This is a genomic window from Nocardioides zeae, from assembly GCF_010686755.1.
Classification (GTDB): Bacteria; Actinomycetota; Actinomycetes; order Propionibacteriales; family Nocardioidaceae; genus Nocardioides; species Nocardioides zeae.
Map to the genome: position 1 here is coordinate 39,705 of NZ_JAAGXA010000005.1, position 23,500 is coordinate 63,204.

Annotated in this window: 21 protein-coding genes; 17 read left to right on the plus strand and 4 right to left on the minus strand. The window is 72.4% G+C overall.

Going from position 1 to position 23,500, the window contains the following annotated elements:
- Positions 1 to 46 precede the first annotated feature (46 nt).
- The 5 genes from dxs (at position 47) to G3T38_RS08355 (ending at position 6,713) form a co-directional block, all read left to right on the plus strand.
- Positions 47 to 1,951, plus strand: coding sequence for a 1-deoxy-D-xylulose-5-phosphate synthase (dxs, locus tag G3T38_RS08335; RefSeq protein WP_163771840.1), 1,905 nt, complete (start codon positions 47 to 49; stop codon positions 1,949 to 1,951).
- Positions 1,932 to 3,209 carry a hypothetical protein gene (locus tag G3T38_RS08340; RefSeq protein WP_163771841.1) on the plus strand — a complete coding sequence of 426 codons (1,278 nt, stop codon included), beginning with the start codon at positions 1,932 to 1,934 and terminating at the stop codon, positions 3,207 to 3,209. Before dxs ends, G3T38_RS08340 begins: the two co-directional genes overlap by 20 nt.
- Positions 3,210 to 3,283: 74 nt before the next feature.
- Positions 3,284 to 4,786: an amino acid permease gene (locus tag G3T38_RS08345; RefSeq protein ID WP_163771842.1), complete on the plus strand. Its 1,503-nt coding sequence runs from the start codon at positions 3,284 to 3,286 to the stop codon at positions 4,784 to 4,786.
- 85 nt (positions 4,787 to 4,871) lie between these two features.
- A complete protein-coding gene (locus G3T38_RS08350) occupies positions 4,872 to 5,798 on the plus strand; it encodes a PAC2 family protein (RefSeq protein ID WP_163771843.1) in 927 nt (308 codons plus the stop codon).
- A gap of 36 nt (positions 5,799 to 5,834) precedes the next feature.
- The gene (locus G3T38_RS08355) at positions 5,835 to 6,713 is read left to right on the plus strand and encodes an acyl-CoA thioesterase (RefSeq protein WP_163771844.1); all 879 of its coding nucleotides are present in this window, start codon (positions 5,835 to 5,837) and stop codon (positions 6,711 to 6,713) included.
- 141 nt (positions 6,714 to 6,854) lie between these two features.
- Here G3T38_RS08355 and G3T38_RS08360 read toward each other — a convergent pair whose 3' ends face one another.
- Together G3T38_RS08360 and G3T38_RS08365 are read right to left on the minus strand one after the other, a co-directional pair.
- Complete coding sequence (locus tag G3T38_RS08360; RefSeq protein WP_163771845.1) at positions 6,855 to 7,745, minus strand: MaoC/PaaZ C-terminal domain-containing protein; 891 nt, start codon at positions 7,743 to 7,745, stop codon at positions 6,855 to 6,857.
- 4 nt (positions 7,746 to 7,749) lie between these two features.
- On the minus strand, positions 7,750 to 9,087 hold the full coding sequence (locus G3T38_RS08365; protein WP_163771846.1) for a 3-oxoacyl-ACP reductase: 1,338 nt from the start codon (positions 9,085 to 9,087) through the stop codon (positions 7,750 to 7,752).
- 193 nt (positions 9,088 to 9,280) lie between these two features.
- Between G3T38_RS08365 and G3T38_RS08370 the strand changes: the two genes are divergently transcribed.
- Positions 9,281 to 10,564 carry an acetyl-CoA C-acetyltransferase gene (locus tag G3T38_RS08370; RefSeq protein ID WP_163771847.1) on the plus strand — a complete coding sequence of 428 codons (1,284 nt, stop codon included), beginning with the start codon at positions 9,281 to 9,283 and terminating at the stop codon, positions 10,562 to 10,564.
- Positions 10,565 to 10,632: 68 nt separating this feature from the next.
- Here the strand turns inward: G3T38_RS08370 and G3T38_RS08375 are convergent, their stop codons facing one another.
- Positions 10,633 to 11,346, minus strand: coding sequence for a TetR/AcrR family transcriptional regulator (locus G3T38_RS08375; RefSeq protein WP_163771848.1), 714 nt, complete (start codon positions 11,344 to 11,346; stop codon positions 10,633 to 10,635).
- Positions 11,347 to 11,458: 112 nt separating this feature from the next.
- On the opposite strand from G3T38_RS08375, the gene G3T38_RS08380 reads away from it, so the two are divergent.
- The 10 genes from G3T38_RS08380 to G3T38_RS08425 all read left to right on the plus strand — a co-directional run bounded on the left by G3T38_RS08380 (position 11,459) and on the right by G3T38_RS08425 (position 21,610).
- Complete coding sequence (locus G3T38_RS08380) at positions 11,459 to 12,388, plus strand: DNA-3-methyladenine glycosylase family protein (protein WP_163771849.1); 930 nt, start codon at positions 11,459 to 11,461, stop codon at positions 12,386 to 12,388.
- Between the two features lie 216 nt (positions 12,389 to 12,604).
- Positions 12,605 to 13,582: an SCP2 sterol-binding domain-containing protein gene (locus G3T38_RS08385; protein WP_163771850.1), complete on the plus strand. Its 978-nt coding sequence runs from the start codon at positions 12,605 to 12,607 to the stop codon at positions 13,580 to 13,582.
- A 10-nt stretch (positions 13,583 to 13,592) separates the two neighbouring features.
- Positions 13,593 to 14,426: an MlaE family ABC transporter permease gene (locus tag G3T38_RS08390; protein WP_338037536.1), complete on the plus strand. Its 834-nt coding sequence runs from the start codon at positions 13,593 to 13,595 to the stop codon at positions 14,424 to 14,426.
- A gap of 13 nt (positions 14,427 to 14,439) precedes the next feature.
- Positions 14,440 to 15,261: an MlaE family ABC transporter permease gene (locus G3T38_RS08395; RefSeq protein WP_163771851.1), complete on the plus strand. Its 822-nt coding sequence runs from the start codon at positions 14,440 to 14,442 to the stop codon at positions 15,259 to 15,261.
- A gap of 13 nt (positions 15,262 to 15,274) precedes the next feature.
- Positions 15,275 to 16,351, plus strand: coding sequence for an MCE family protein (locus G3T38_RS08400; RefSeq protein ID WP_163771852.1), 1,077 nt, complete (start codon positions 15,275 to 15,277; stop codon positions 16,349 to 16,351).
- A gap of 1 nt (position 16,352) precedes the next feature.
- Positions 16,353 to 17,369, plus strand: a complete 1,017-nt coding sequence (locus G3T38_RS08405) for an MCE family protein (RefSeq protein WP_163771853.1) — start codon at positions 16,353 to 16,355, stop codon at positions 17,367 to 17,369.
- On the plus strand, positions 17,366 to 18,349 hold the full coding sequence (locus G3T38_RS08410; protein ID WP_163771854.1) for an MCE family protein: 984 nt from the start codon (positions 17,366 to 17,368) through the stop codon (positions 18,347 to 18,349). Before G3T38_RS08405 ends, G3T38_RS08410 begins: the two co-directional genes overlap by 4 nt.
- On the plus strand, positions 18,346 to 19,449 hold the full coding sequence (locus G3T38_RS08415) for an MCE family protein (RefSeq protein ID WP_163771855.1): 1,104 nt from the start codon (positions 18,346 to 18,348) through the stop codon (positions 19,447 to 19,449). Before G3T38_RS08410 ends, G3T38_RS08415 begins: the two co-directional genes overlap by 4 nt.
- On the plus strand, positions 19,446 to 20,516 hold the full coding sequence (locus G3T38_RS08420) for an MCE family protein (protein ID WP_163771856.1): 1,071 nt from the start codon (positions 19,446 to 19,448) through the stop codon (positions 20,514 to 20,516). The genes G3T38_RS08415 and G3T38_RS08420 overlap by 4 nt, the downstream gene beginning before the upstream one ends.
- Before the next feature lie 2 nt (positions 20,517 to 20,518).
- Positions 20,519 to 21,610, plus strand: coding sequence for an MlaD family protein (locus tag G3T38_RS08425; protein ID WP_163771857.1), 1,092 nt, complete (start codon positions 20,519 to 20,521; stop codon positions 21,608 to 21,610).
- Between the two features lie 24 nt (positions 21,611 to 21,634).
- Here the strand turns inward: G3T38_RS08425 and G3T38_RS08430 are convergent, their stop codons facing one another.
- Entirely contained in the window at positions 21,635 to 22,831 is a 1,197-nt protein-coding gene (locus G3T38_RS08430) for a phospholipase D-like domain-containing protein (protein ID WP_163772068.1), read from the minus strand.
- A gap of 205 nt (positions 22,832 to 23,036) precedes the next feature.
- Here G3T38_RS08430 and G3T38_RS08435 point away from each other — a divergent pair, with 205 nt between their 5' ends.
- Positions 23,037 to 23,420 (plus strand): response regulator transcription factor, encoded by a 384-nt coding sequence (locus tag G3T38_RS08435; protein ID WP_163771858.1) that lies wholly within the window; start codon positions 23,037 to 23,039, stop codon positions 23,418 to 23,420.
- Positions 23,421 to 23,500: the final 80 nt, after the last annotated feature.

Below are 23,500 nucleotides of genomic sequence, written 5' to 3' on the forward strand. Positions count from 1 at the left end.
CGGTCCCCGGCCGCACGGGGCACCACGCAACGAGAGGACCGCACGCATGGGACACCTGGAGTCGATCACGGCACCGGAGCACCTGCGTGACCTCTCGTCGGCCGAGCTGACGGAGCTGGCCGCCGAGATCCGCGACGTGCTGGTCGCGACCTGCGCGCGCACCGGCGGCCACCTCGGCCCCAACCTCGGCGTCGTCGAGCTCACCCTGGCCATCCACCGCACGTTCGCCTCCCCCCGCGACCGGGTCGTGTTCGACACCGGGCACCAGACCTACGTGCACAAGCTCCTCACGGGGCGCGCCGCGGCGTTCGACTCCCTCCGCCAGGAGGGGGGCCTGTCGGGCTACCCCAGCGCCGCGGAGTCGCCCCACGACATCGTCGAGAACTCGCACGCGTCGACGGCCCTGAGCTACGCCGACGGCCTGGCGAAGGCGTACGCGCTCCAGGGCGCCGACCGGCACGTCGTCGCGGTCATCGGGGACGGCGCGCTGACCGGCGGCATGGCCTGGGAGGCCCTCAACAACATCGCGATCGCGCCGAACAGCCGGCTGGTCATCGTGGTCAACGACAACGGGCGGTCCTACACCCCGACGATCGGCGGCCTGGCCACGGCCCTGACGGCGCTGCGCACCAGCCCGCGCTACGAGAACGTGCTCGACCTCGTCAAGCGTCGGCTGACCGCGGTCCCCGGGGTCGGGCCCGCGGCGTACGACGCGCTCCACGCCATCAAGAAGGGCCTCAAGGACGCGATCGCCCCGCAGGGCCTGTTCGAGGACCTCGGGCTGAAGTACGTGGGCCCGGTCGACGGCCACGACCTCGAGGCGCTGGAGCACGCGCTCGCGCAGGCCAAGCGCTTCGACGGCCCGGTCATCGTGCACGCCCTGACGAACAAGGGGCAGGGGTACGACGCGGCGCTGCGCCACGAGGCCGACCAGTTCCACGCGCCCGGGCCGTTCGACGTCGGCACCGGCGTCGAGAAGCCGAAGGGCCGCGGGTGGACGGACGTCTTCTCCGAGGAGGTCGTGCGTCTCGGCGAGCAGCGCCCCGACCTGGTCGGCATCACGGCGGCGATGCTCCACCCCGTCGGCCTGCAGGCCTTCGCCGAGCGCTTCCCCGACCGCACCTTCGACGTCGGCATCGCGGAGCAGCACGCGGCGACGTCCGCGGCCGGGCTGGCGCTCGCGGGCATGCACCCCGTGGTGGCCGTCTACGCGACCTTCCTCAACCGCGCCTTCGACCAGGTGCTGATGGACGTCGCGCTCCACCGCTGCGGTGTCACGTTCGTGCTCGACCGCTCCGGCGTGACCGGCGACGACGGCGCGAGCCACAACGGCATGTGGGACATGTCGATGCTCCAGCTGGTCCCGGGGCTGCGCCTGGCGGCGCCGCGCGACGCCACCCGGCTCGCCGAGCTCCTCGCCGAGGCCGTCGACGTCGACGACGCCCCCACGGTCGTGCGCTACCCGAAGGGACCGCCGCCGGCCGACATCCCGGCGGTGGAGCATGTCGACGGCGTCGACGTGCTCCACCGCAGCGCGAGCCAGGACGTGCTGCTCGTCGCCGTCGGTGCGATGGCGACCACGGCGATGGACGTGGCCGCCCGGCTCGAGGCGCAGGGCATCGGCGTCACGGTGGTCGACCCGCGCTGGGTCATCCCGGTCGCGCCGGCGCTCATCGACCTCGCCCGCGACCACCGTCTCGTGGTGAGCGTCGAGGACAACGGCCGCCAGGGCGGCTGCGGCGCCTCGCTGCTGAGCGCGCTCAACGACGCGCGGGTGACGACCCCGGTGCGGGTGCACGGCATCCCCCAGGAGTTCCTGGCCCACGCGAAGCGGGCCGCGATCCTGGAGCAGGTGGGCCTGGACGCCCAGACGCTCGCCCGGGCGTGCGTCGAGGAGATGACGGCACTGGCTGACCACAGCCGCCTCCTCGATGTCGACCGCACCGGCTGACGAGCACCCCTCCCGCACGCCGTGGAGCGCGGTGCTCCTCGGTGTGCTCGTGCTCGGCATCCTCCTGGCGACCTGCGGTGTGCCGGGCGGTGGCGCGGACGATCCACCGCGGTCCCCGGCCGACCCGGCCCGGGTCGCCGAGCCTGCGCTCGCCGAGCTGCTCGGCGAGCGCTCCCGCGCGCTGGGCGGCGACGACCGCGACGCCTGGCTGGCCACCGTGGGGGAGGACGCGGCGTACCGCGAGCGCCAGGGCTGGGTCTTCGACAACCTCGTGCAGCTGCCCCGTGCCGTCGCCCGCTTCGAGCTCGTCGACGGGTCGGCGCGCACCGAGGGCGACGAGGTGGTGGCCGAGGTGCGACGCGTGCTCCAGGTGGCGGGCTGGGACGTGGTGCCCGTGACGACGGCCGCCGAGTACCGCTTCCGGCTGACGACGGTGGCGGGCGGGGGCGCTGCGACGACGGCGTACCGCGTCGTCGCCGACACCGAGGCCTCTGCCCCGTGGGACCTGGCGCCCGTCCGGGTCGTGGTGCGCGGCGGCGCGCTGGTGGTGGCGGACGCCGCCGACGCGCGTGCCGACGCACTGGCGGACGACGTCGAGCAGGCGATCGACGACGTCGCGTCCGAGGTGCCGTTGCCGTGGAGCGCGCGGGCGATGGTCTACGCCCTGTCGGCGACCGACGTGCTGCGCGCCGTCGAGGGCATGCCCGTGGACGACCCGGAGCAGCTCGACGGGGTCGCCTTCACGGTGGCGGCGGCCCCCGAGGACCGCACGGTCGCGGCCGTGCGGGTGGTGCTGCACCCGCGGCTCCTGACCACCGACGCGGGCTCCCCGTCGCGGGGACGGCTGCTGCGCCACGAGCTCACCCACGTGGCGCTCGGCGACCGCGACGACCGCGTGCCCACCTGGCTGTCGGAGGGCGTCGCCGAGCTCGTCTCCGTGCGCGGCATGGCGATGGGCGAGCGCGCGATCTCGCGCGCGGCGATCGACGCCGCGGAGGCCGGGGTGGCCGGGGTGGCCGAGCTGCCGGGCGACGCCGACTTCGGCGGGGCCCGCTCGGGCGCCAGCTACGGGCTCGCGTGGTGGGCGTGCGAGCACGTCGTGCGCACCTGGGGCGAGGACCGGCTGTGGTCGCTGCTGGCGTCCTACGCGGCCTCGCCCGACGAGGACCGTGACGCCGTGCTCCGGCGGGTGCTCGGCGTCGACGGGAGCGAGCTGGCGGGGGCGGCCGGCCGCCGCATCGTCTCCGTGTTCGGCTGAGGCCCGCCCGCCGCGGGCCGTCCCGTACGGCGCGTCGTGCCCTGCGTCACCACCCGCGTCGTACGGTCCCTCCTGTGAACGTCCTGCGCACCAAGTCCGTCGAACGGTCGATCGCCGACACCGAGGAGCCGGAGCACCGGCTCAAGAAGAACCTGACCGCGCTCGACCTCACGGTCTTCGGCGTCGGCGTGATCATCGGTGCGGGCATCTTCGTCTACACCGGCCAGGTCGCGGCCAGCAACGCCGGGCCCGCCATCGCGATCTCGTTCGCCATCGCCGGCCTCGCCTGCGCGCTGGCGGCGCTCTGCTACGCCGAGTTCGCCTCGACGGTGCCGGTGGCCGGCAGTGCGTACACGTTCAGCTACGCGACGTTCGGCGAGCTCGTCGCCTGGATCATCGGCTGGGACCTCGCGCTCGAGTTCACCGTGGGTGCCGCAGCGCTGTCGGTCGGGTTCTCCGGCTACCTGCAGTCGGTGCTCGCGGGCACGCCGTTCGCGATCCCCGACCAGATCGCGTCCGTCGAGACGGGCGTCGTCAACCTGCCGGCCATCGTGATCTCGCTGCTCGTCATGCTGGTGCTCATCGGCGGCGTCAAGCTCTCGAGCCGCATCAACCAGGTGGTCGTCGCCATCAAGCTGGCGGTCGTCGCCATCGTCATCGTCATGGGCATCGGCTACGTGAAGCTGTCCAACTACACGCCGTTCATCCCCGAGTCGAAGCCCCCGGCGAGCGAGGGCGGCGGCGACTTCTGGTCCTCGACCCTCATCTCGTCGATCTTCGGCCTCGAGCCGGCGGTGTACGGCGTGGCGGGCGTCGTGGCGGGTGCCTCGATCGTGTTCTTCGCGTTCATCGGCTTCGACGTCGTCGCGACGACCGCCGAGGAGACCAAGAACCCGCAGCGCAACGTGCCGATCGGCATCCTGAGCTCGCTCGCCATCGTCACGGGGCTCTACATCGCGGTGAGCCTGATCGTCACCGGCATGCAGAGCTACGACGACATCGACCCGACCGACGCGGCCCCGCTGGCGACGGCGTTCAACGCGGTCGGCCAGGACTGGATCGGTGACGTCATCGCGATAGGCGCCTGCATCGGCCTGACGGTCGTCGTGATGATCCTGATGATGGGCCAGACCCGGGTGGCGTTCGCGATGGCGCGCGACGGCCTGCTGCCGCCCGTGCTGAGCAAGGTGCACCCGACCTACGGCACGCCGTACGTCATCACCGTCATCGCGGGCGTCGGCGTCGCGATCATGAGCGGCTTCGTCCCGTTCGCGACGCTCGGCCACCTCGTGAGCATCGGCACCCTGTTCGCCTTCGTGCTGGTGAGCATCGGGGTCGTCGTGCTGCGCCGCACCCGTCCCGACCTGCCGCGCGCGTTCCGCGCCCCCGCGGTGACGCTCGTCGCGACGCTCTCGGTGCTGCTGTGCGGCTACCTGATGCTCAACCTCACCGGCGAGACGTGGGTGCGCTTCGGCGTCTGGATGCTCATCGGTGTCGTCGTCTACTTCGCCTACGGTGCTCGCCGCAGCAACCTCGCGCGCGAGGAGGCGGGCGAGAAGGCCGTCCCGGGTCGCTGACCTCCTCGGGGAACAACGGCGGGGCCCACTACGGTTGTGCCCTGCGCCGGTGACCGCCGGCGCAGGACCGGCTGAGGAGGAACGAGTGGAGCAGGAGCGAGCCGACCGCCTGGTGCACGTGGTCGACGACGTGGAGCCCCTGGAGGCGCCCGTCCTGCTGCTCGCCCTCGAGGGATTCCTCGACGCGGGCCGCGCGGCCGACCTGGCCGTCGAGCACCTGCTCGCCGACCGCGGGCCGGTCGTGGCGACGTTCGACGTGGACGAGCTCTACGACTACCGCGCGCGGCGTCCCCCGGTGTCCTTCGTGCGCGACCACTACGCGGACTACGCGGCGCCGCGCCTCGTCGTACGGCGGCAGACCGACGTCGCCGGCACGCCGTACCTCCTGCTCACCGGCCCCGAGCCGGACATCCGCTGGGAGGCGTTCGCCCGGGGCGTGCGCACCGTCGTCGAGCGCTTCGGCGTCACGCGGGTCGTGGCGATGGCGGCGGTGCCCATGGCGGTGCCGCACACGCGGCCCGTCGCCCTGACCGAGCACGCGAACGACCCGTCGGTCGTGCTGGGCAGCTCGGCGTGGCAGGGGGAGCTGCGGGTGCCGTCCAGCGCGCAGGCGCTGCTCGAGATCCGGCTCGGCGAGTGGGGCCACCTGATGCAGGGCGCGGTCGTCCACGTGCCCCACTACCTGGCGCAGATGAGCTACCCGCGGGCGGCGATCAGCCTGCTCGAGCACGTCACCCGCGTCGCGTCGCTCGAGGTGGACCTCGCCGACCTGCGCGCGGCGGCGGAGCGCACCGACGCGGACGTCGCGGAGTACCTCGTGGAGCACGACGAGGTCCGCCACGTGGTCGAGGGCCTCGAGCGCCAGTACGACACGTTCCACCGCGCCGAGGCCGCCGGGTCCAACCTGCTCGCCGAGGACGCGCCGCTGCCGTCGGGCGAGGAGATCGGGCGCCAGTTCGAGCAGTTCCTCGCGGGGCTCGACGGCCCCGACGGTCCCGACGACCGGGCCTGAGCCCGGACCCCTCCAGAGAACCGAGAGGCCCCCGCCATGCCCCAGACCGCTGCCGAGCTGCTCGACCTGCTCGACATCGAGACGATCGACGTCAACCTCTACCGCGGGCGGCAGCCCGACACGGTGCGCCAGCGCGTCTTCGGCGGCCAGGTCGCCGCGCAGGCGTTCCTCGCCGCCGCCCGCACCGTCGACGCCGACCGCTCCGCCCACTCGCTCCACGCCTACTTCCTGCGGCCCGGCGACTCGCGGGTCCCGATCGTGTACGACGTGGAGCGCCTCCGCGACGGGCGCTCGTTCTCGACGCGACGCGTCGTGGCGCGCCAGCACGGGCGCGACATCTTCTACGTCACGATCAGCTTCCAGGTCGCGGAGGAAGGCTTCGAGCACCAGACGCGGATGCCGACGGTGCCGGCGCCCGAGGACGGCATGCGGCTGGTCGACATCATCCGCGGCCAGCGCAACGCGGACGTCAGCGTGTGGGAGCGCGAGTGGTCGGCGCTCGACGTGCGGTACGTGGGCGTCTCCGGCATGGGGCTCCCCGTCGACGAGGCGAACCCGGCGCGCGCGCAGATCTGGGTGCGCATCGAGGGCGACTTCCCCGACGACCCGGCGCTGCAGCAGGCGGCGTTCGTCTACGCCAGCGACCTGACGCTGCTGGGTGCGACGCTCGTGCCGCACGGCCTCACCCTCAACTCGGCGGGCCTCCAGCCGGCGTCGCTCGACCACACGGTCTGGTTCCACCGGGAGTTCCGCGCGGACCGCTGGTGGCTCTACGACCAGGAGTCACCGGCCGCCGGCGGAGCCCGCGGGTTCGCGACGGCCGGGATCTACACCGAGGACGGCGGACGGGTGGCCAGCGTCGCCCAGGAGGGCCTCATCCGCCGGGTCGAGGGCCCCAACCCGAACGCCATCTGAGGCGGCCGGCCCGGTCGACCCGGTCGACCCGGCCGGAGCGGCCGAGGCGGGGAAGGAAAACGAGGACCGGGCCCGGCCAGATGCAGGAAAACGCGGACCCCTCGTGGACTCCGGTCCGCGTTTTCCTGATCCGAGGCGGCGTCAGAGCGCGTGCGTGCGCCCCAGCAGGTGCACGGCGCCGTTGCGGGGGTTCGTGAGCGAGAAGGCCCAGCCGTCCTGCTCCGCGCGCGACCCGAAGGCCACCGTCCCCGGCAGGAGGACGGGCTTGCGGAAGGAGACGTCGACCCGCACGGCGTCCGGGAGGCGGTTCTCCAGCTGCGCGATGCAGCGCGCCTTGGTCCACATGCCGTGGGCGATCTGCCGGGGGAAGCCGAGCGCCTTGGCCGTCCACGGGTAGAGGTGGATGGGGTTGTGGTCGCCCGAGACCGCGGCGTACCGCCGCCCGAGGTCGGAGGCCAGCCGCCAGCGCGTGCCGGTCGGGGCCACCTCCTCGAAGGGCGTGCCGAAGGGGGCGTCGCGGTCCCCGCGACCGCGACGGAGGTAGACGGACGTGCTCTCCCAGACCAGCTCGCCGCCGACGCGCGCACTCGTGCGGAAGTCGAGGAGGGTGCCCTTCGGGTGCGGGCGGGGCGAGCCCACCTCGGTGCGGACCGCCACCTCCTCACCGATCCCGACGGGCCGGTGCGAGGAGATCGAGTTCTCCAGGTGCACGGTGCCGATCGCCGGGTAGGGGAAGCCGGGGTCGCTCATGATGGCCATGTGCAGCGGGAACGCGAGCATGTGCGGGTAGGGGAGCGGCACCGTGTCCTTGACGGGGAAGCCGCACACCTCGGCGTACGCCCGCACCGCGTCCCGCTCGATCCGCACGGGCGGCCGCTCGTAGGCCAGCCCCTCCGGGTCGCCGCCCGTCTTCCGGACGCCGGGGAGCTGGTTGAGGACGGGCACGGCGGGGAGCGCGGCCCGCGCGAGCACGGTCAGCCCACCGCCGGTCGACGTCAGCGTCTTGGCGGTCGGGGTCGCTGCGGCGGCCATCGCCTCAGGCCCCCAGCATCATCTGGCCGCACACCCGCACGACGTTGCCGTTGACCGCGGTGGACCCGGGGGAGGCGAACCAGGAGATCGTCTCCGCGACGTCGACGGGCAGACCGCCCTGCGCCATCGCGTTGAGCCGCTGGCCCACCTCGCGCGTCGCGAACGGCACGGCCGCCGTCATCTGCGTGATGATGAAGCCCGGCGCCACGGCGTTGATGGTGATGCCGTCGGTCAGCTCGGGGGCCAGGGCCTCGACGAGCCCGATGACGCCGGCCTTCGAGGCCGCGTAGTTCGTCTGGCCCACGTTGCCCGCGATGCCCGCGATGGAGGCCACCCCGATCACGCGACCGTTGGGGCGGATGGCCTTCTGCTCGAGCAGCTCGGCGGTGATGCGCTCGGGGGCCGCGACGTTGACCGCGATGACGGAGTCCCAGCGGTCCTCCTTCATGTTGGCCAGCTTCTTGTCGCGGGTGATGCCGGCGTTGTGCACCACGATGTCGACGCCGCCGTGCTTGGCCAGCACGTGCTGCGCGATCCGCTGCGGCGCGTCCTTCGCCGTGATGTCGAGGGCGATGTGGTCGCCGTCGAGCTCCTTGACCAGCGCGACGAGGTCGGAGGCGGCCTGCGGCACGTCGACACCGACGACGGTCGCGCCGTCGCGGTGCAGCACGCGGGCGATCTGCTCGCCGATGCCGCGGCTGGCGCCGGTGACGAGGGCGACCTTGCCCGCGAGGGGCTTGGCCAGGTCGGCCACCGGCTCGGCCTCGGTCGTGCCGGTGGCGCCGATCCGCACCACCTGGCCGGAGACGTACGCCGACTTGGGGGAGAGGAGGAACGCCAGCGTCGAGTCGACGGCGTTCTCGGCACCGGGCGCGACGTAGACCAGCTGCACGGTGCTGCCGCGGCCGACCTCCTTGCCGAGCGAGCGGGTGAAGCCCTCGAGGGCGCGCTGCGCGATCCGCTCGTCGGTCGACGTGGTGTCCGCGGGCGTCGTGCCGAGCACGACGATGCGGCCCGACGCCTTGAGGCTCCGCAGCACGGGGGTGAAGAAGTCGCGCAGGGCGCGCAGGTCCTCGGGGGTGGTGAGGCCGGTGGCGTCGAAGAGCAGGCCCTTGTACGACGCGCCCTCCTCCGCGAGGGACGCCGACGTGATCCCGAGGGCGTCGAGGGTCTCGGGCAGGTGCTCGACGAGCCGGCCGCGTCCGCCGACGAGCACGGTGCCGTCGACGAGGGGCGCACCCTCGACGTACCGGTCGAGCGCCACCGGGCTGGGCAGGCCGAGGTTCTTGACGAGGATCTTGCCGACGGGGCTCGCGACGAAGCTCTGGTAGCGATCGGTCATGGTGGGACGTCCTCCAGGTGCGCAGGATCGGGCGACGGTGGATGATGGTGCGAGCACCACACTACTCATCAGTAAGTAACGGGTAGTGTAACTCCGTGTCCACTTTTCGTGACGTGGCCCTCAGCCGGTTCCGTCGCGGCTGGGGCATCGCCAGGATAGGCACCGATTTCCCAACGATCAGGAGCACACCGACATGCAGGCACAGACCCGCCGTGTCGCCGTCATCGGCGGCAACCGCATCCCGTTCGCCCGGTCGAACACCGTCTACTCCGATGCCTCCAACCAGGAGATGCTGACCGCCGCGCTCGACGGTCTCGCCGAGCGCTTCGGCCTCGTCGGCGAGCAGGTCGGCGAGGTCGTGGCGGGCGCCGTGCTCAAGCACTCACGCGACTTCAACCTGGCGCGCGAGTCGGTGCTCGGGTCCAAGCTCGCGCCCACGACGCCCGCGACGGACCTGCAGCAGGCGTGCGGCACCGGTCTCCAGGCCGTCATCTACGTCGCGAACAAGATCGCGCTCGGCCAGATCGACGTCGGCATCGCCGGTGGGTCGGACACGACGTCCGACGCCCCGATCGCCCTCGGCGAGAACCTGCGCAAGATCCTCCTCGAGGCCAACCGCGCGAAGGACCTCAAGGGCCGCCTCGCCGCGTTCGCCAAGATCCGTCCGGGCGACATCATCCCCACCATCCCGCAGAACGGCGAGCCCCGCACCGGGCTGTCGATGGGGGAGCACCAGGCGCTGACCGCCATCGAGTGGCAGGTCTCCCGCGAGGCGCAGGACGAGCTGGCGGCGGCGTCCCACCAGCACCTGGGCGCGTCGTACGACGAGGGGTGGCAGGACGACCTCGTCTCGCCGTTCCGCGGCGTCGAGCGCGACACGAACCTCCGCCCCGACTCGACGGCCGAGAAGCTCGCCAAGCTCAAGCCGGTGTTCGGCAAGGGCGAGGCGGCGACGATGACGGCGGGCAACTCGACGCCGCTCACCGACGGCGCGTCGGTGGTGCTCCTGGCCTCCGAGGAGTGGGCCGAGGCGCACGGCCTCCCCGTGCTGGCCTACCTCACGGCCTACGAGACGGCGGCCGTGGACTACGTGCACGGCGGCGAGGGCCTGCTGATGGCGCCCGCCTACGCGATGCCCCGGATGCTGAAGCGCGAGGGCCACACGCTGCAGGACTTCGACTTCTACGAGATCCACGAGGCGTTCGCCTCCCAGGTGCTCTCCACCCTGGCGGCGTGGGAGGACCCGGTCTTCTGCAAGGAGCGCCTCGGCCTCGACGCACCGCTCGGGGCGATCGACCGCGCGAAGCTCAACGTGAAGGGGTCCTCGCTCGGCGCCGGGCACCCGTTCGCCGCCACGGGCGGACGGATCGTCGCCAACGCGGCGAAGCTGCTGGCCGAGAAGGGCTCGGGCAAGGCCGTCATCTCCGTGTGTGCGGCCGGTGGCCAGGGCGTGACCGCGATCCTCGAGCGCCCCTGACCTGACCCGCACGGCCCCGTGGTGCTGCACCCCGCAGCACCACGGGGTCGTACGGCGCGCGCGAGCGCTCAGGAAGCCGTGGCCGCCAGGGCGAGGGCCGAGGTCACCATGTGGCTGCGGACCTGCTCGGTGGTGATCGAGGAGACGACCGGGATGCCCGGCGCGGCCTCCTTGACGAGGATGCCGACCCGCGCGAGCTGTAGCGCGCCCAGGCCGCTGGCGTAGAGCGTGTTGGACAGCAGGATCGGGTCCTCCACCGCGAAGTCGCCCGCACGGACGCCGTCCTCGAGCACGGCGCTGAGCACGGCGAGGCACCCCGAGATGCCGCGGCCCAGCCGCAGCAGCGCGCTCTCACTGATCTCGTCGAGCAGCTCGGTGCCCGTGCGGCGCATGAGCGTCTGGGCGCAGTCGACGAACGCCGGGTGGGTCATGCCGTAGTCCACGAACGCTGAGACGACTGCCTCGAGCCGCTCGGCGGACGCCTCCCGCGACGCGGCACCCGCGGCGAGGGCGTCGCGCAGCTCGTCGAGGTAGCCGACGAGCGTGAGGGCGAAGAGCTCCTCCTTGCCCGTGAAGTGCCGGTAGACGATCGCGCGGTTGATGCCGACGGCGCGCGCGATGTCCTCGATCTGGGCGTCGCGGACGCCCCGCTCGTCGAAGAGGCGCCGCGTGGCGTCGAGGATCTCCCGCTCCCGCTGCCGCCGGCGGGAGGCCGCGGCCGAGCGACGTCCGTCGCGCGGCGCGGCGCCCGCGGGCGCGGCGGTGTCCCTGGGCTCGCTCATGGGGGAAGCGTAGTGCAACGTGCAGTTGCACGTCCGTTGCACACGAGTCGCAGGACCGTCAGGGTGGACGTCGGCAGGACACGGCACGAGTCGGGAGCGGGAGGTGGCGGTCGTGGAGCATCGGACGCGTCGCTGGCGGCCGGACTGGCCGTGCCCGGTCGGCGGCGTGCTCGTGCAGCAGCGGCACGGGGGTCGCGACCCCTCGTACGCCGTGACTCCCGACGGGGCCCACTGGCGCGCCTTCCGCACGCCGCAGGGCCTGGGCACGCTCCGTGTCCGCGCGCTGGCCGCGGGGGAGGTCGAGCTGGAGTCGTGGGGCGAGGGGGCCGACTGGCTGCTCGACGCGGCTCCCGGCCTCCTCGGCGCGGACGACGACGTCGCGGGCTTCGAGCCCCGGCACCCGCTCGTCGCGGACGTGTGGCGACGGAACCCGTCGTGGCGGTTCTCCCGCAGCGGGCTCGTGCTCGACGCGCTCGTGCCCGCCGTCTTCGAGCAGAAGGTCACCGGTCAGGAGGCGTTCGGGGCGTGGGGCCGGTTGCTGCGGCGCCACGGTGAGCCCGCGCCGGGCCCGGACCTCCCGACCGCTCCTCGTCTCCAGGTCGCGCCGTCGGCGGCGACCCTCGCCCGGATCCCGTCGTGGGAGTGGCTCCAGCTGCCCGTGGACCACGCCCGCTCGCGCACCGCGGTCCAGGTGGCCCGGGTGGCCGCGGGCCTGGAGCGGACCGTCTCCCGCCCGCCCCGCGAGGCGGAGCCGTTGCTCCGCTCGGTGCCGGGCGTCGGGGTGTGGACCGCCGCGGAGACCCTGCGCCGGGCGTGGGGGGACCCCGACGCCGTGAGCTTCGGTGACTACCACGTCGCCAAGGACGTCGGCTGGGCGCTGACCGGCACGCCGGTGGACGACGCCGGCCTGGCCGAGCTCCTCGAGCCCTTCCGGCCGCACCGCGGGCGGGTCGTCGAGCTGCTCGCCCGTGCCGGCCTCGGTCGACCTCGACGGGGTGCGCGGATGGCCCCGCGCCGTCACCTCCCCGGGTCGCGGCGATGAGGGTGGACAGCGCCCTGGCCAGCGACGATGATGCACTGCCACTGGCAGGCGCCACTGGCAGGGAGATCGGTCCGGAGGACTTGCGAACGGCCGCGGGACCCTCCACCCTGTGATCCGCGTAACCCCGGGGTGAACCCCGCGTTACCCCCTGTGACCGCTTGAGGGAGTGGAACGGAGCCTATGCATGTGGACGCGTCGCGCCCGGAGCACGACGGGATGCATCAGCAGCCCGTCGTGGCGACGGCGGGTGGGCGGATGACGGTGACCGCACCGCCGCCCGCGGACCGGCTCGTCCAGCACGCCGACGACGTCCTGGCCGAGGTGGCCGCGACCCACGACGCCGCGCTCGCGGCCTGGGTGAGCGGTCCTGAAGGCCCCGCGCTCCTGGGCCGGCTCACCGACCTCCTCGTCGAGGGTGCTCGCGGCCGGTCCGCCGTCGCCGACGTGCTCGTGACCTTCGCGCTCCACCGGCAGGGCCAGGTCGTCGACCGGGTCCGGCTCCTCCTCGACGCGGACGGCGTCGCGCCGTACGACGGCACCCGGTCCCTGCGCGCGGACGTGCGCTCGGTCGTGGTCCGGTGCACGCCCCTGACCTTCGCGCGGCTCCTCACCGGACAGCGGTCCGCGGCCCTCGAGCTGCTGGCCGACCGGTTGGCGGTCGAGGGCGACGCGGCCACGGTGCTGGACGCAGGACGCGTGCTGCGCTGCCCGGCGACCGCCGTCGCGCTGGTCGACCCGGGGGCGCTCGAGCCGCGGGCCGTGGCCCAGGCCCTGCGCGGCGTCTCGACCGCCCACCTGCGCTCCGTGATCCGCGGCCCGTTCCGCGACGTGGTGCTCGGCGAGGTGGCCCGGCGGCTGCCCGAGCACGTGCGACCCGGGTCGGCGGCACGGCTGCGGGGCACGGCGGTGCTGCGCGTCACCGGTCCGTCCGGGGGCGACGCGCCGGACGTCACCGACCGGTTCGTCGTCGCGATGGCCGACGGACGCGTTAGGGTGACGCGGCTCACGGGGCCGGACGCCCCGCCCGCGACTCGGCGCGACGTCACGCTCACCTGCACGGGGGAGGACCTGCGGCTCGCGACCGGCCACCTCCACCCCGTCACGGCCGTCCTCCGCGGACGCCTGGCCGTGCGCGGCGACCGAGCCACGGCGCTGCTGCTCAGCACCGCCCTCGACATCCCCCGACCGAGCTGAGGAGCACGCAGTGTCCGCTTCCACCCGCAGCGTGCCCGGGGTCGCGCTGGTCAGCGACCTGAAGGGTCGCGCGCAGACCGGCATCACCACGACCGGGGCGATGATCATCCTCGCCGTCGAGGCGACGAGGGCGATCTTCGTCGACATCGTGAAGCGCAAGTTCTCCTGGCAGGAGGCGCTCTTCCAGGCGTGGTTCATGACCAAGGTGTCGCTGCTGCCCACGATCCTGGTCGCGATCCCGTTCGGCGTGATCGTCTCCGTGCAGATCGGCGGCATCGCCAACCAGATCGGTGCGATCTCGTTCTCCGGAGCGGTCAACGGCATCGGCGTGCTGCGCCAGGGCGCGCCGCTGGTGACCTCGCTGATGATCGCGGGCGCGGTCGGGTCGGCGCTCTGCTCCGACATCGGCGCGCGCACGGTGCGCGAGGAGGTGGACGCGCTGCGCGTCATGGGCATCAACCCGGTCAACCGGTTGGTCGCCCCCCGCCTCTTCGCCGCGATCGTCGTCGCCCTCCTGCTCAACGTCATCGTGGCGGTGACCGCGATCGCGACGGGCTACTTCCTCAACGTCGGCGGCGGCAACGTCAGCTCGGGCACCTACCTGAACTCGTTCATCTCGTTCTCCCAGGTGACCGACCTGCTGCTCGCGGAGATGAAGGCGGCGATCTTCGGGTTCATCGCGACGATCGTCGCCGCCCACAAGGGCCTGAACGCGAAGGGCGGCCCGAAGGGTGTCGCCGACGCGGTCAACCAGGCCGTCGTCCTGAGCTTCATCCTGCTGTCGGTGGTGAACGTCGCCCTCACGCAGGCCTACGTGATGCTCGTCCCGCAGCGGATCGCCTGAGAGGAGGAGAGACGTGGCCAGCAAGATCCTCGACGGTCCCACCGACGCGCTCGCGCGCTTCGGCGACTTCGTCACCTTCGCGGTGCGGGCGCTGCTCGCGACCCGGTACACGCTCGTCAACTACCGCAAGGAGGTGCTGCGCCAGCTGATGGACATCAGCTGGGGCTCCGGCGCCATCATCGTCGGCGGCGGAACGATCGGCGTCATGGTGCTGCTCTCCCTCTCGGCGGGCACCTCGCTGGGCATCGAGGGCTTCAACGGCCTCGAGCTCGTCGGGCTCGCACCCCTGACGGGCTTCGTGTCCGCCTCGGTGAACACCCGCGAGCTCGCCCCCCTGATCGCCGCGCTGGCGCTCGCCGCACAGGTGGGCTGCCGGTTCACCTCGCAGCTCGGCTCGATGCGCATCCACGAGGAGATCGACGCCCTCGGTGTCATGGCCGTGCACCCGCTGCGCTACCTCGTCACGACCCGCGTGCTGGCGTCGATGATCGCGATCCTGCCGCTCTACCTCATCGGCCTCATCGGGTCGTGGATCGCCTCGCAGTTCGCGGTGGTGGTGGTGTTCGGCCAGTCCGCGGGAACCTACGAGTACTACTTCGACATCTTCATCTCGGGACGGGACGTCTTCTTCTCCGTCATCAAGATCGTGGTGTTCGCCGCCCTCGTCACGCTCATCCACTGCTGGTTCGGCTTCAACGCGGGCGGCGGCCCGCAGGGCGTCGGCGAGGCGACGGGCCGCGCGATCCGCGCCAGCATCGTGGTGGTCATCCTCATGAACATGCTGCTCACGCTCGCCTTCTGGGGCAACGACCCCGGATTCAGGATCACGGGGTGAACGGGGTGAACCGATGAAGGTCATAGATCTGCTGCGCGGCAACACGCGCGACCCCAGTCGTGCCACGCTCGTCGTGCGCGGCATCGTGGGGCTGGCCGTGCTGGCCCTGGTCGTCGCCCTGCTCGTGCTCGTCGGCCGGGGTGCCTTCGCCGAGCGGTTCGACGCCACGGTGACGCTCGACAACGCCGGCGGCGCGCTGGTGGACGGCTCCGACGTGCGCTACCAGGGCGTGGTGATCGGTCAGGTGCAGTCGATCGCCCACGCCGCGGAGCGCGACGCGGAGACGGGTCGCCAGCCCGTCGAGGTCGGGGTGAAGCTCGACCCCGAGCTGTCCGAGGACGTGCCCGACAACGTCGTCGCCCGGGTGCTGCCCGCGACCGTGTTCGGCACGTCGTTCGTCGAGCTCGTCTCGCCGGGCGCCAGCGGTGACTTCCTCCAGGCGGGGCAGCGCATCCCGCAGGACACGAGCCAGGAGACGCTCGAGCTGCAGCAGGTGCTCGACAGCATCGACCAGATCGTGACCGCGCTCGGGCCGGCGGAGCTGGCGACCACGCTCCGCAACCTCGCCCAGGCCCTCGACGGCAACGGCGAGCAGCTCGGGGTCACGATCGAGCGGCTGGGGTCCTACCTCGGGCGCCTCAACCCGGAGATGCCGGCCGTGCGCCGCAACCTCGAGCTCCTCTCCTCGAACCTCGAGGCGTTCCAGCGCTACGCGCCGGACCTCTTCGAGGCCACCGATGACGTGCTCGTCGCCGCGCGCACGCTCATCGAGCAGGAGCGCAACTTCGCCGCGCTCGTCACCAACGGCTCGGCCGCCTTCGACGAGACCAACGCCCTGCTGACCGAGAACGAGGAGCAGCTCATCTCCGTCCTCATGACGACGGCCGTGACGGTCGACGTGCTCTACGACGAGCGCGACCAGGTGGTCGCGGGCGTGCTGGCGGCCGCCGACTTCGGCCGCGGGTTCACCGAGGCCATGAGCTACGGCCGGTACGTGCGCATCGACGCCAACCTGGTGCTCACCGGACCGCGGCCGTACGGCGCGGCCGACTGCCCGACGTACGGCGACCTGCGCGGACGGGGGTGCTGACGTGACCGGTTGGAAGAGCACCCTCGTCAAGTTCACGATCTTCGCGGTCGTCTCCATCGTGCTGTTCGTCGGCCTGTTCCGCATGATGACGAACTCCGTCGGCGGTGACACCACCACGTGGACGGCCCAGTTCACGGCCGTCAGCGGTCTGCGCGAGGGCGACGACGTGCGGGTCGCCGGCGTCAAGGTGGGCCGGGTGGAGACCATCGAGCTCGGCGAGGGCAACGTCGCCGAGGTGACCTTCTCGCTCCGCGACGACCAGCCGGTCTACGAGCGCACGCTGCTCGCGCTGCGCTACCAGAACCTGCTGGGCCAGAGGTACCTCGCGCTCACCGCCCCGGAGGACCGGGGCGCCGAGCTCGAGCCGGGGGGCACGATCCCGCTCGAGCGCACGTCGCCCGGGTTCGACCTCACCGTGCTCCTCAACGGCTTCGAGCCGCTCTTCAACGTGCTCGAGCCCAGCGAGGTCAACCAGCTGGCGGCCAACATCGTCGCGGTCCTGCAGGGCGAGGCCGGCACGATCGAGTCGCTGCTGCAGAACACGGCCGAGGCGACTCAATACCTGGCGAGCAAGGACCAGGTCTTCGGCGAGGTGCTGACGAACCTGACCCCCGTGCTCGAGAACCTCGACGAGCAGTCGGCGCAGTTCGACGCGACGGTCGACCAGCTGCGGGACCTCATGACCGGCCTCGCCGCGCAGCGTGACGTGTTCGCCGACTCCATCGACAACCTCGGCGACCTCGTCGCGTCGACCTCCGACCTCCTCGGGGAGATCCGGGCACCCCTGGCCGCGGACGTCCAGAGCCTGCAGAGCACGGCCGCCCTGCTCGCCCGCGAGCAGGAGCGGGTAGCGCGCACGATCGAGGCCCTGCCGCTGCTCCTGGGCGGGTACGGCCGGTCGATGTCCTACGGCGCCTACCTCAACGTCTACATCTGCACGCTCGGTGTCGAGGTGCTCGGCGCGACCGCCTACGTCCCCAGCGGGGGCGGACCGTACTCGGAGGGGTGCACCCTGTGAGCAAGTTCAGCCTGGCCAACGCCAACCGCTACCGCGTCGGGCTCGCCGGCCTCGCGGTGCTCGCCTTCGTCGGTGCCCTCGTCGGTGCCGCGTCGGGTCTCTCGATCGGCACGCGCACGTACTCGGCGATGCTGCAGAGCACCGGGGGGATCCGGGCCGGCGAGGAGGTCCAGGTCGCCGGCGTGAGCGCCGGCGACGTCACGGCGGTCGAGCTCGACGGCGAGGCCGTGCGGGTGACCTTCACGATGGACGACGACATCGAGCTCGGCGCCGGCACGACCGCGGAGGTCAAGGTCGCGACGCTGCTCGGCACCCACTTCCTGCTGGTCACGCCCGGCGGCGAGGGCGAGCTCGAGGACGACACGATCCCGGTGGCGCAGACGCGGGTGCCCTACAACCTGCAGGACGCGGTCGACGGTGCGGTGGGCGAGCTCTCGGAGTTCGACACCGTCCAGCTCGAGCAGAGCCTCGCGCAGATCACCGAGGTGCTCGACGTCACCGGTGACGACATCGGTCCGGCGCTCGACGGGGTCGAGGCGCTGTCCGGCGTCGTCGTGGAGCGGTCCGACCAGCTGTCCTCGCTCCTGACGGCGGCCCGGCAGGTGACGCAGCAGCTGACCGACACCACGCCCGCCCTCGTCGAGCTGATGCAGCAGGGCGACCTCATCCTCGACGTCCTCCGGGTGCGGCGCGACGCGATCAGCCAGCTCCTCACCGACATGACGGAGCTCGGCAACCTGCTGACCGGGGTGATCGAGGACAACGAGGAGGCCGTGGCGCCGCTGCTCTCCGACCTCGACGTGACGGTGGGCGTGCTCCAGCGCCACGAGCAGACCCTCAACCAGGCGTTGACGATGCTGCCGGCGACGGCGCGCTACTTCACCAACAGCGCGGCCACCGGACCGTGGGTCGCGCTCTACACGCCCAGCGCCCTGCCCGACAACCTCGAGTGCGTCATCGAAAGGCGGTGCGTGGGATGAGCACGCCGTCCACGACCCGATCGAGCCGTCGCCCGGTCCTGAGGCGGGCGTTCTCGGGCCTCGCCATCGCCGGGCTCCTCGCCAGCACCGGCGGCTGCTCCGTCGGCGACGACGACATCACCGTCACCGCGCAGTTCCGCACGACCTCCGGCCTGTTCGTCGGCAACGACGTCGGGATCCTCGGCGTGACCGTCGGCACCGTGACCGAGATCGAGCCGCGCGGCGAGATCGTCGAGGTGACGCTCGAGATCGGGCCGGACGCCGACCTCCCGGCCAGCGCCGGTGCGGTCGTCGCGTCGCGGTCGGTCGCCACGGACCGGTACGTCGAGATGACCCCCGCCTTCGCCGACGGCCCCCGTCTGGAGGACGGCGCGGTCATCCCCGTCGAGCGCACGCGCACCCCGGTGGAGTTCGACGAGGTGTTGGAGACCCTGCGCACGTTCAGCGACGGCCTCCGCGGACCGGACGGCAACGCCGACACGCTCAACCGCCTGCTGGAGGTCGGCGCGGAGACCCTCAACGGCCGCGGGCAGCAGATCAACGAGACGATCACCCAGTTCGCCGCGGCGGCCGAGGCGCTGTCGGGCAACACCGACGACGTCGCCGGCACGATCGTCGACCTCGACGAGCTGACGACGCTGCTGGCCACCAACCAGGACACGATCAACGAGTTCCTCACGAGCGTCACGGAGGCGACCGAGCTGTTCGCCGCGGAGCAGGACAACTTCGGCGACTCGCTCGTGGCCCTCAGCAACGCGCTCGAGGCCCTCGGCCGCTTCTCGGTCGAGAACCGGGCGGGCATCGTCAACACCACGCGTGGCCTCACCGACGTGCTCGAGAACCTGGTCGAGCACCGGGCCCAGCTCGAGGAGACCATCGAGATCCTGCCGCTGGCGTTCCGCAACGTGGGCGACGCGGTCACCGACGACAACAGGGTGCTGGTGAAGCTGCCCCCGCAGTACTTCTCGCCGGTCCAACCCGTGACCGAGGCCCTCTGCCAGACCCTGGCCGACCTGCCGCTCGACGTGTGTGCGCAGCTCGGCACGAGTCCCGACCTGCTCGCCCTCCTGGGCGACCTGAGGGAGCTGCTGCAGCCGTGACCGCCACCCCCCGCCCCACCCCGCGACCCCCTGCCGGTCCCGCTCGGGCCCGACGGCTCGTGGCCGCCGCCGTGGCCCTCGGCCTGGGCGCCGCCGCCCTGACGGGCTGCAGCTCGGCCCGGGAACGGGCCGACGCCCTCCGCCCGTCCGCCGTCGGCGCCGGGCAGTACACGATCGAGGCGACCTTCACCGACGCGCTCAACCTCCCGGCGGGTGCCGCCGTGAAGCTGGACGGCGTCAAGGTCGGCAAGGTCGTCGACATCCAGCCCGCCGACTACGCCGCCCGCGTCACCATGGCGGTCGACGAGGACGTCGAGATCCCCGAGGGCTCCGACTTCCGCCTGCGCTACACGACGGCCCTCGGCGAGGTGTACGTCGAGGTCTCCGCCGCCGAGGGCGGCGGCACGCCCCTCGCGGACGGCGCCGTCGTGCCCGTGGACGCGACCACGGTCGCCACCACGGTCGAGGACGCGCTGGCCTCGGCCTCGCTCCTCGTCAACGGCGGCAACCTGGGGCAGATCCAGACGATCGTCAGCGAGCTCAACACGGCCCTCGACGGCCGCGTCGGTGCCACGCAGAACTTCATCGAGCAGACGGACGTGTTCCTGGCCGAGGCCCTGGCGTCGACCCAGGAGATCGACCGGGTGCTCGACGCGCTGGCGGCGGCGTCGCAGACGCTCGACGCCCGCGAGGAGACCATCAACGCGGCGCTGCGCGACCTCCGCCCCGCAGCCCAGACGCTGACGGAGAACACGGACGACCTGGCGGCGCTCCTCGAGAGCGCCGACGCGTTGGCGATCACGGCCGACGACCTGGTGGAGAGCACGCGCGACGACCTCGTGCTGATCCTCGACGAGCTCGGCCCCGTGCTCGACACGATCCTGGCGGCCGAGGACGACCTGCTCCCGGCGCTCGACGACCTCCAGACGTTCTCGGCGACGATCGACTCACGCACGCCGACGGACTACCTGAACCTCTACTTCAAGCTGCGCGTCACCTCCGTCCTCAACTCACCGCTGCCGGGCCTGGGTGACCTGCTCGGCGGCTCGACCCCGAACGGAGGCTGACGATGGCGCGCCTGGTTCCCAGCAAGCCCGTGCTCAGCGTCGTCGGGCTGGTCGTCACCCTCGCCATCTGCGTGGGCTACCTCCTGACGGTCGTGCTCAACCTGCCCCTCACGGGTCGGCCCGACCGCGTGACCATCGAGCTCCCGCGCTCCGGCGGCCTCTTCGAGGGTTCGGCCGCGGCGTACCGGGGGTCGCGGGTCGGCACCGTCGAGCAGATCCGGATCAACCCGGACGGCGGCGTGACGGCGACCGTGAGCCTCTCGGACGGGGTCGAGGTGCCGCGCTCCACGCAGGCGCAGGTGCGGAGCCTGTCGCCGGTGGGCGAGCAGTACCTGGACTTCCGGCCGGAGACCGACGAGGGTCCCTACCTCGCCGACGGCGACACGATCTCCGCGGACGCGGTGGACATCCCGGTCTCGTTCGCCGAGGCGGCGGAGAGCGTCAACGCCTTCATCGAGGTCATCGACCAGGACCAGCTCCGCACGGTGCTGCAGGAGCTCGGCGCCGCGACCGACGGTGTCGGGGACGACCTCGAGACCCTTCTCGACGCCACCGACGAGCTGTCGACGGCGCTCGACGAGGTCTGGCCCGAGACGCAGAACCTGCTCGTGAACGGCGAGACGGTCGGCGAGGTGCTCCAGGGCAACCAGGAGAACCTCGAGCGCTTCTCGACGGCCGCCGCCTCGCTCGCCGCGTTCCTGCGCGACTTCGACCCGACCTTCCGCGACATCCTGTCCCGCGCCGGAGGGGACTTCGCGAACACCCGCCTGCTCGTGGCCGACCTCCGCCCGGTGCTGCCCCCCCTTCTCACGCAGCTCGACGTCATCGGCGAGGTCGCCTACCAGCGCGAGCCGCACCTGCGGGCGCTGCCCGACGCGCTCGTCTACGGCAACAGCCGGTTCGCCTCGGCCTTCCAGGACGGGTGGCTCAACGTGGACCTGTGGCTGCAGGGCGGCGAGGAGTGCGACTACCGCGACACGCGGGCCGACCCGATGAGCACCGACCAGCAGCCGTTGTACCTCGACGGCCGTTGCGCGATCGGGGGGCCGGTGCGTCGGGGGGCCCAGTACGCCCCGCCGCCGCTGGACCGCTGAGGACCGCCGCCGGACCGCGGGGGCTCAGAGCAGCGGGCGCAGGGGGGCGAGCACGAACTCGGTGAACTTCCGGTGGGCGGAGCGCGCCTCCCACTCGGCGCTGTGCAGCTCCAGGGAGTGACCCTGGTCGGTGAGGAAGATCGCCTCCATCGTCGCGGCGAACTGCTCGTCGATGACCTCGACGTTCACCTCGTAGTTGCCCTGGAGGCTGAGGCGGTCGACGTTGGCGGTGCCGACGGTGGACCAGCTGCCGTCGATGGTCGAGGTCTTGGCGTGCACCATCGCGTCGCGGAAGCGGAGGATGCGGACCCCGGCGTCGAGCAGCTGCGAGTAGTACCCGCGGGAGATCCAGTCGGCGACCACGTGGTTCGACTTGTGCGGGAGCAGCACGCGGACGTCGACGCCGCGTCGCGCCGCCCGGACGAGGGAGTCGACGAAGTCCTGGTCGGGGATGAAGTAGGCGTGCGTCATCCAGATGTGGTCGGTGGCGCGGTCGATGGCCTCGAGGTACATCGAGCGGATGGGGAACATCCACAGCCGCGGGATGTTGCGGTGGATCCGGATGCGGGGCTCCCAGACCGACGCCGCCTCGAGGAGCAGGGGACGCTCGCTGGAGCGGAAGCGCTTGCGCCGGTTGAGGTTCCAGAAGTCCGCGAACGTGCGTGTGAGGTCCCAGACGCTCGACCCCGTGAGGCGCACGTGCGTGTCGCGCCACTCCGTGGCGTACGCGGCGCCGAGGTTGTAGCCGCCGACGAACGCGACCTCGTCGTCGACGACGAGGATCTTGCGGTGGTCGCGGCCGTAGCGCCGGAGGTCCCAGAAGCGCAGGCCGGCGCTGTAGACCGGGTAGCGCAACACCTTGATCTCCGGGGGGAAGCGCTTGAAGCGGGGCGAGACGACCAGGTTCGCGAACGCGTCGTAGATGCAGTAGACCTCGACGCCACGTCGCGCGGCGTCGACCAGCGCGGCCTTGAACTGCTCGCCGACCTCGTCGCCCTTCCAGATGTAGGTCTCGAGGAGGATCCGCTTCCGCGCTCCGCCGATGGCGGCCAGCATGTCGTCGTACAGGTCCTGGCCGTAGGTGTAGACGGTCATCTCGCCACCGCCCACCTCGTTGGTCGAGGGGGGCGTGGTGGGGAACGGACGGGGCTTCTTGCCGCGACGGCGGTAGGAGTCGACGAGGGTCATGCTGATCGCGAGGGCGAACGGCACGCCCACCATCGCGAGGAGCGTCCGGCGCAGCACACGCAGCAGGCGGTCGGTGGGGGCGCCCCTGAGTCTCACGCGCCCAACCTACCCAACCGCGGCGGCGCCCGCGCGCCGGTGGGAACCGGCGGTCGGTCGGGCGGGCGTCGGTGGGACGGTTGCCCCGTCGGTGTGGTTGGCTTCCGCTGGACAGGGCTCGAGCGCGTGACGAGGGGTGCTGATGACGGAGCGAGGCCGCGTGCTGGTCGTCGACGACGACGCCGACATCCGTGAGCTGGTCGCCATCGTCGTGGGACAGCTGGGGGTCGACGTGCTGCAGGCCGGCGACGGGCTGACCGCGCTCGAGCTGGCACGCAGCGAGGCGCCCCACCTGGTGACCCTCGACCTCGGGCTGCCCGACATCGACGGGATCGAGACCTGCCGGCGGCTCCGGGAGTTCTCGGACGCCTACGTGCTGATCCTGACGGCGCGCGAGGAGCGCGCCGACCGCGAGGTCGGCTCGGAGAGCGGGGCCGACGAGTTCATGAGCAAGCCCTTCGCGCCGAAGCAGCTCCGCGCCACCGTCCGCGAGGCGCTGGGCGCCCGCGGGATCCAGCTGGCCTGACTGCTGGCCCGGGTCCTGGTCTGACCGTCGGCGCCGTCGGCGCCGACGCCGCTCAGGACTGTCGGTGCCGCGTCGTACGC

Coding starts and splice junctions, on each gene's coding strand:
- G3T38_RS08400 (WP_163771852.1), top strand. CDS start 15,275: ATGAAGGTCATAGATCTGCTGCGCGGCAACACGCGCGACCCCAGTCGT.
- G3T38_RS08360 (WP_163771845.1), bottom strand. CDS start 7,745: ATGGCCGCCGCAGCGACCCCGACCGCCAAGACGCTGACGTCGACCGGC.
- dxs (WP_163771840.1), top strand. CDS start 47: ATGGGACACCTGGAGTCGATCACGGCACCGGAGCACCTGCGTGACCTC.
- G3T38_RS08340 (WP_163771841.1), top strand. CDS start 1,932: ATGTCGACCGCACCGGCTGACGAGCACCCCTCCCGCACGCCGTGGAGC.
- G3T38_RS08415 (WP_163771855.1), top strand. CDS start 18,346: ATGAGCACGCCGTCCACGACCCGATCGAGCCGTCGCCCGGTCCTGAGG.
- G3T38_RS08365 (WP_163771846.1), bottom strand. CDS start 9,087: ATGACCGATCGCTACCAGAGCTTCGTCGCGAGCCCCGTCGGCAAGATC.
- G3T38_RS08375 (WP_163771848.1), bottom strand. CDS start 11,346: ATGAGCGAGCCCAGGGACACCGCCGCGCCCGCGGGCGCCGCGCCGCGC.
- G3T38_RS08435 (WP_163771858.1), top strand. CDS start 23,037: ATGACGGAGCGAGGCCGCGTGCTGGTCGTCGACGACGACGCCGACATC.
- G3T38_RS08430 (WP_163772068.1), bottom strand. CDS start 22,831: ATGGTGGGCGTGCCGTTCGCCCTCGCGATCAGCATGACCCTCGTCGAC.
- G3T38_RS08370 (WP_163771847.1), top strand. CDS start 9,281: ATGCAGGCACAGACCCGCCGTGTCGCCGTCATCGGCGGCAACCGCATC.
- G3T38_RS08355 (WP_163771844.1), top strand. CDS start 5,835: ATGCCCCAGACCGCTGCCGAGCTGCTCGACCTGCTCGACATCGAGACG.
- G3T38_RS08425 (WP_163771857.1), top strand. CDS start 20,519: ATGGCGCGCCTGGTTCCCAGCAAGCCCGTGCTCAGCGTCGTCGGGCTG.
- G3T38_RS08385 (WP_163771850.1), top strand. CDS start 12,605: ATGCATCAGCAGCCCGTCGTGGCGACGGCGGGTGGGCGGATGACGGTG.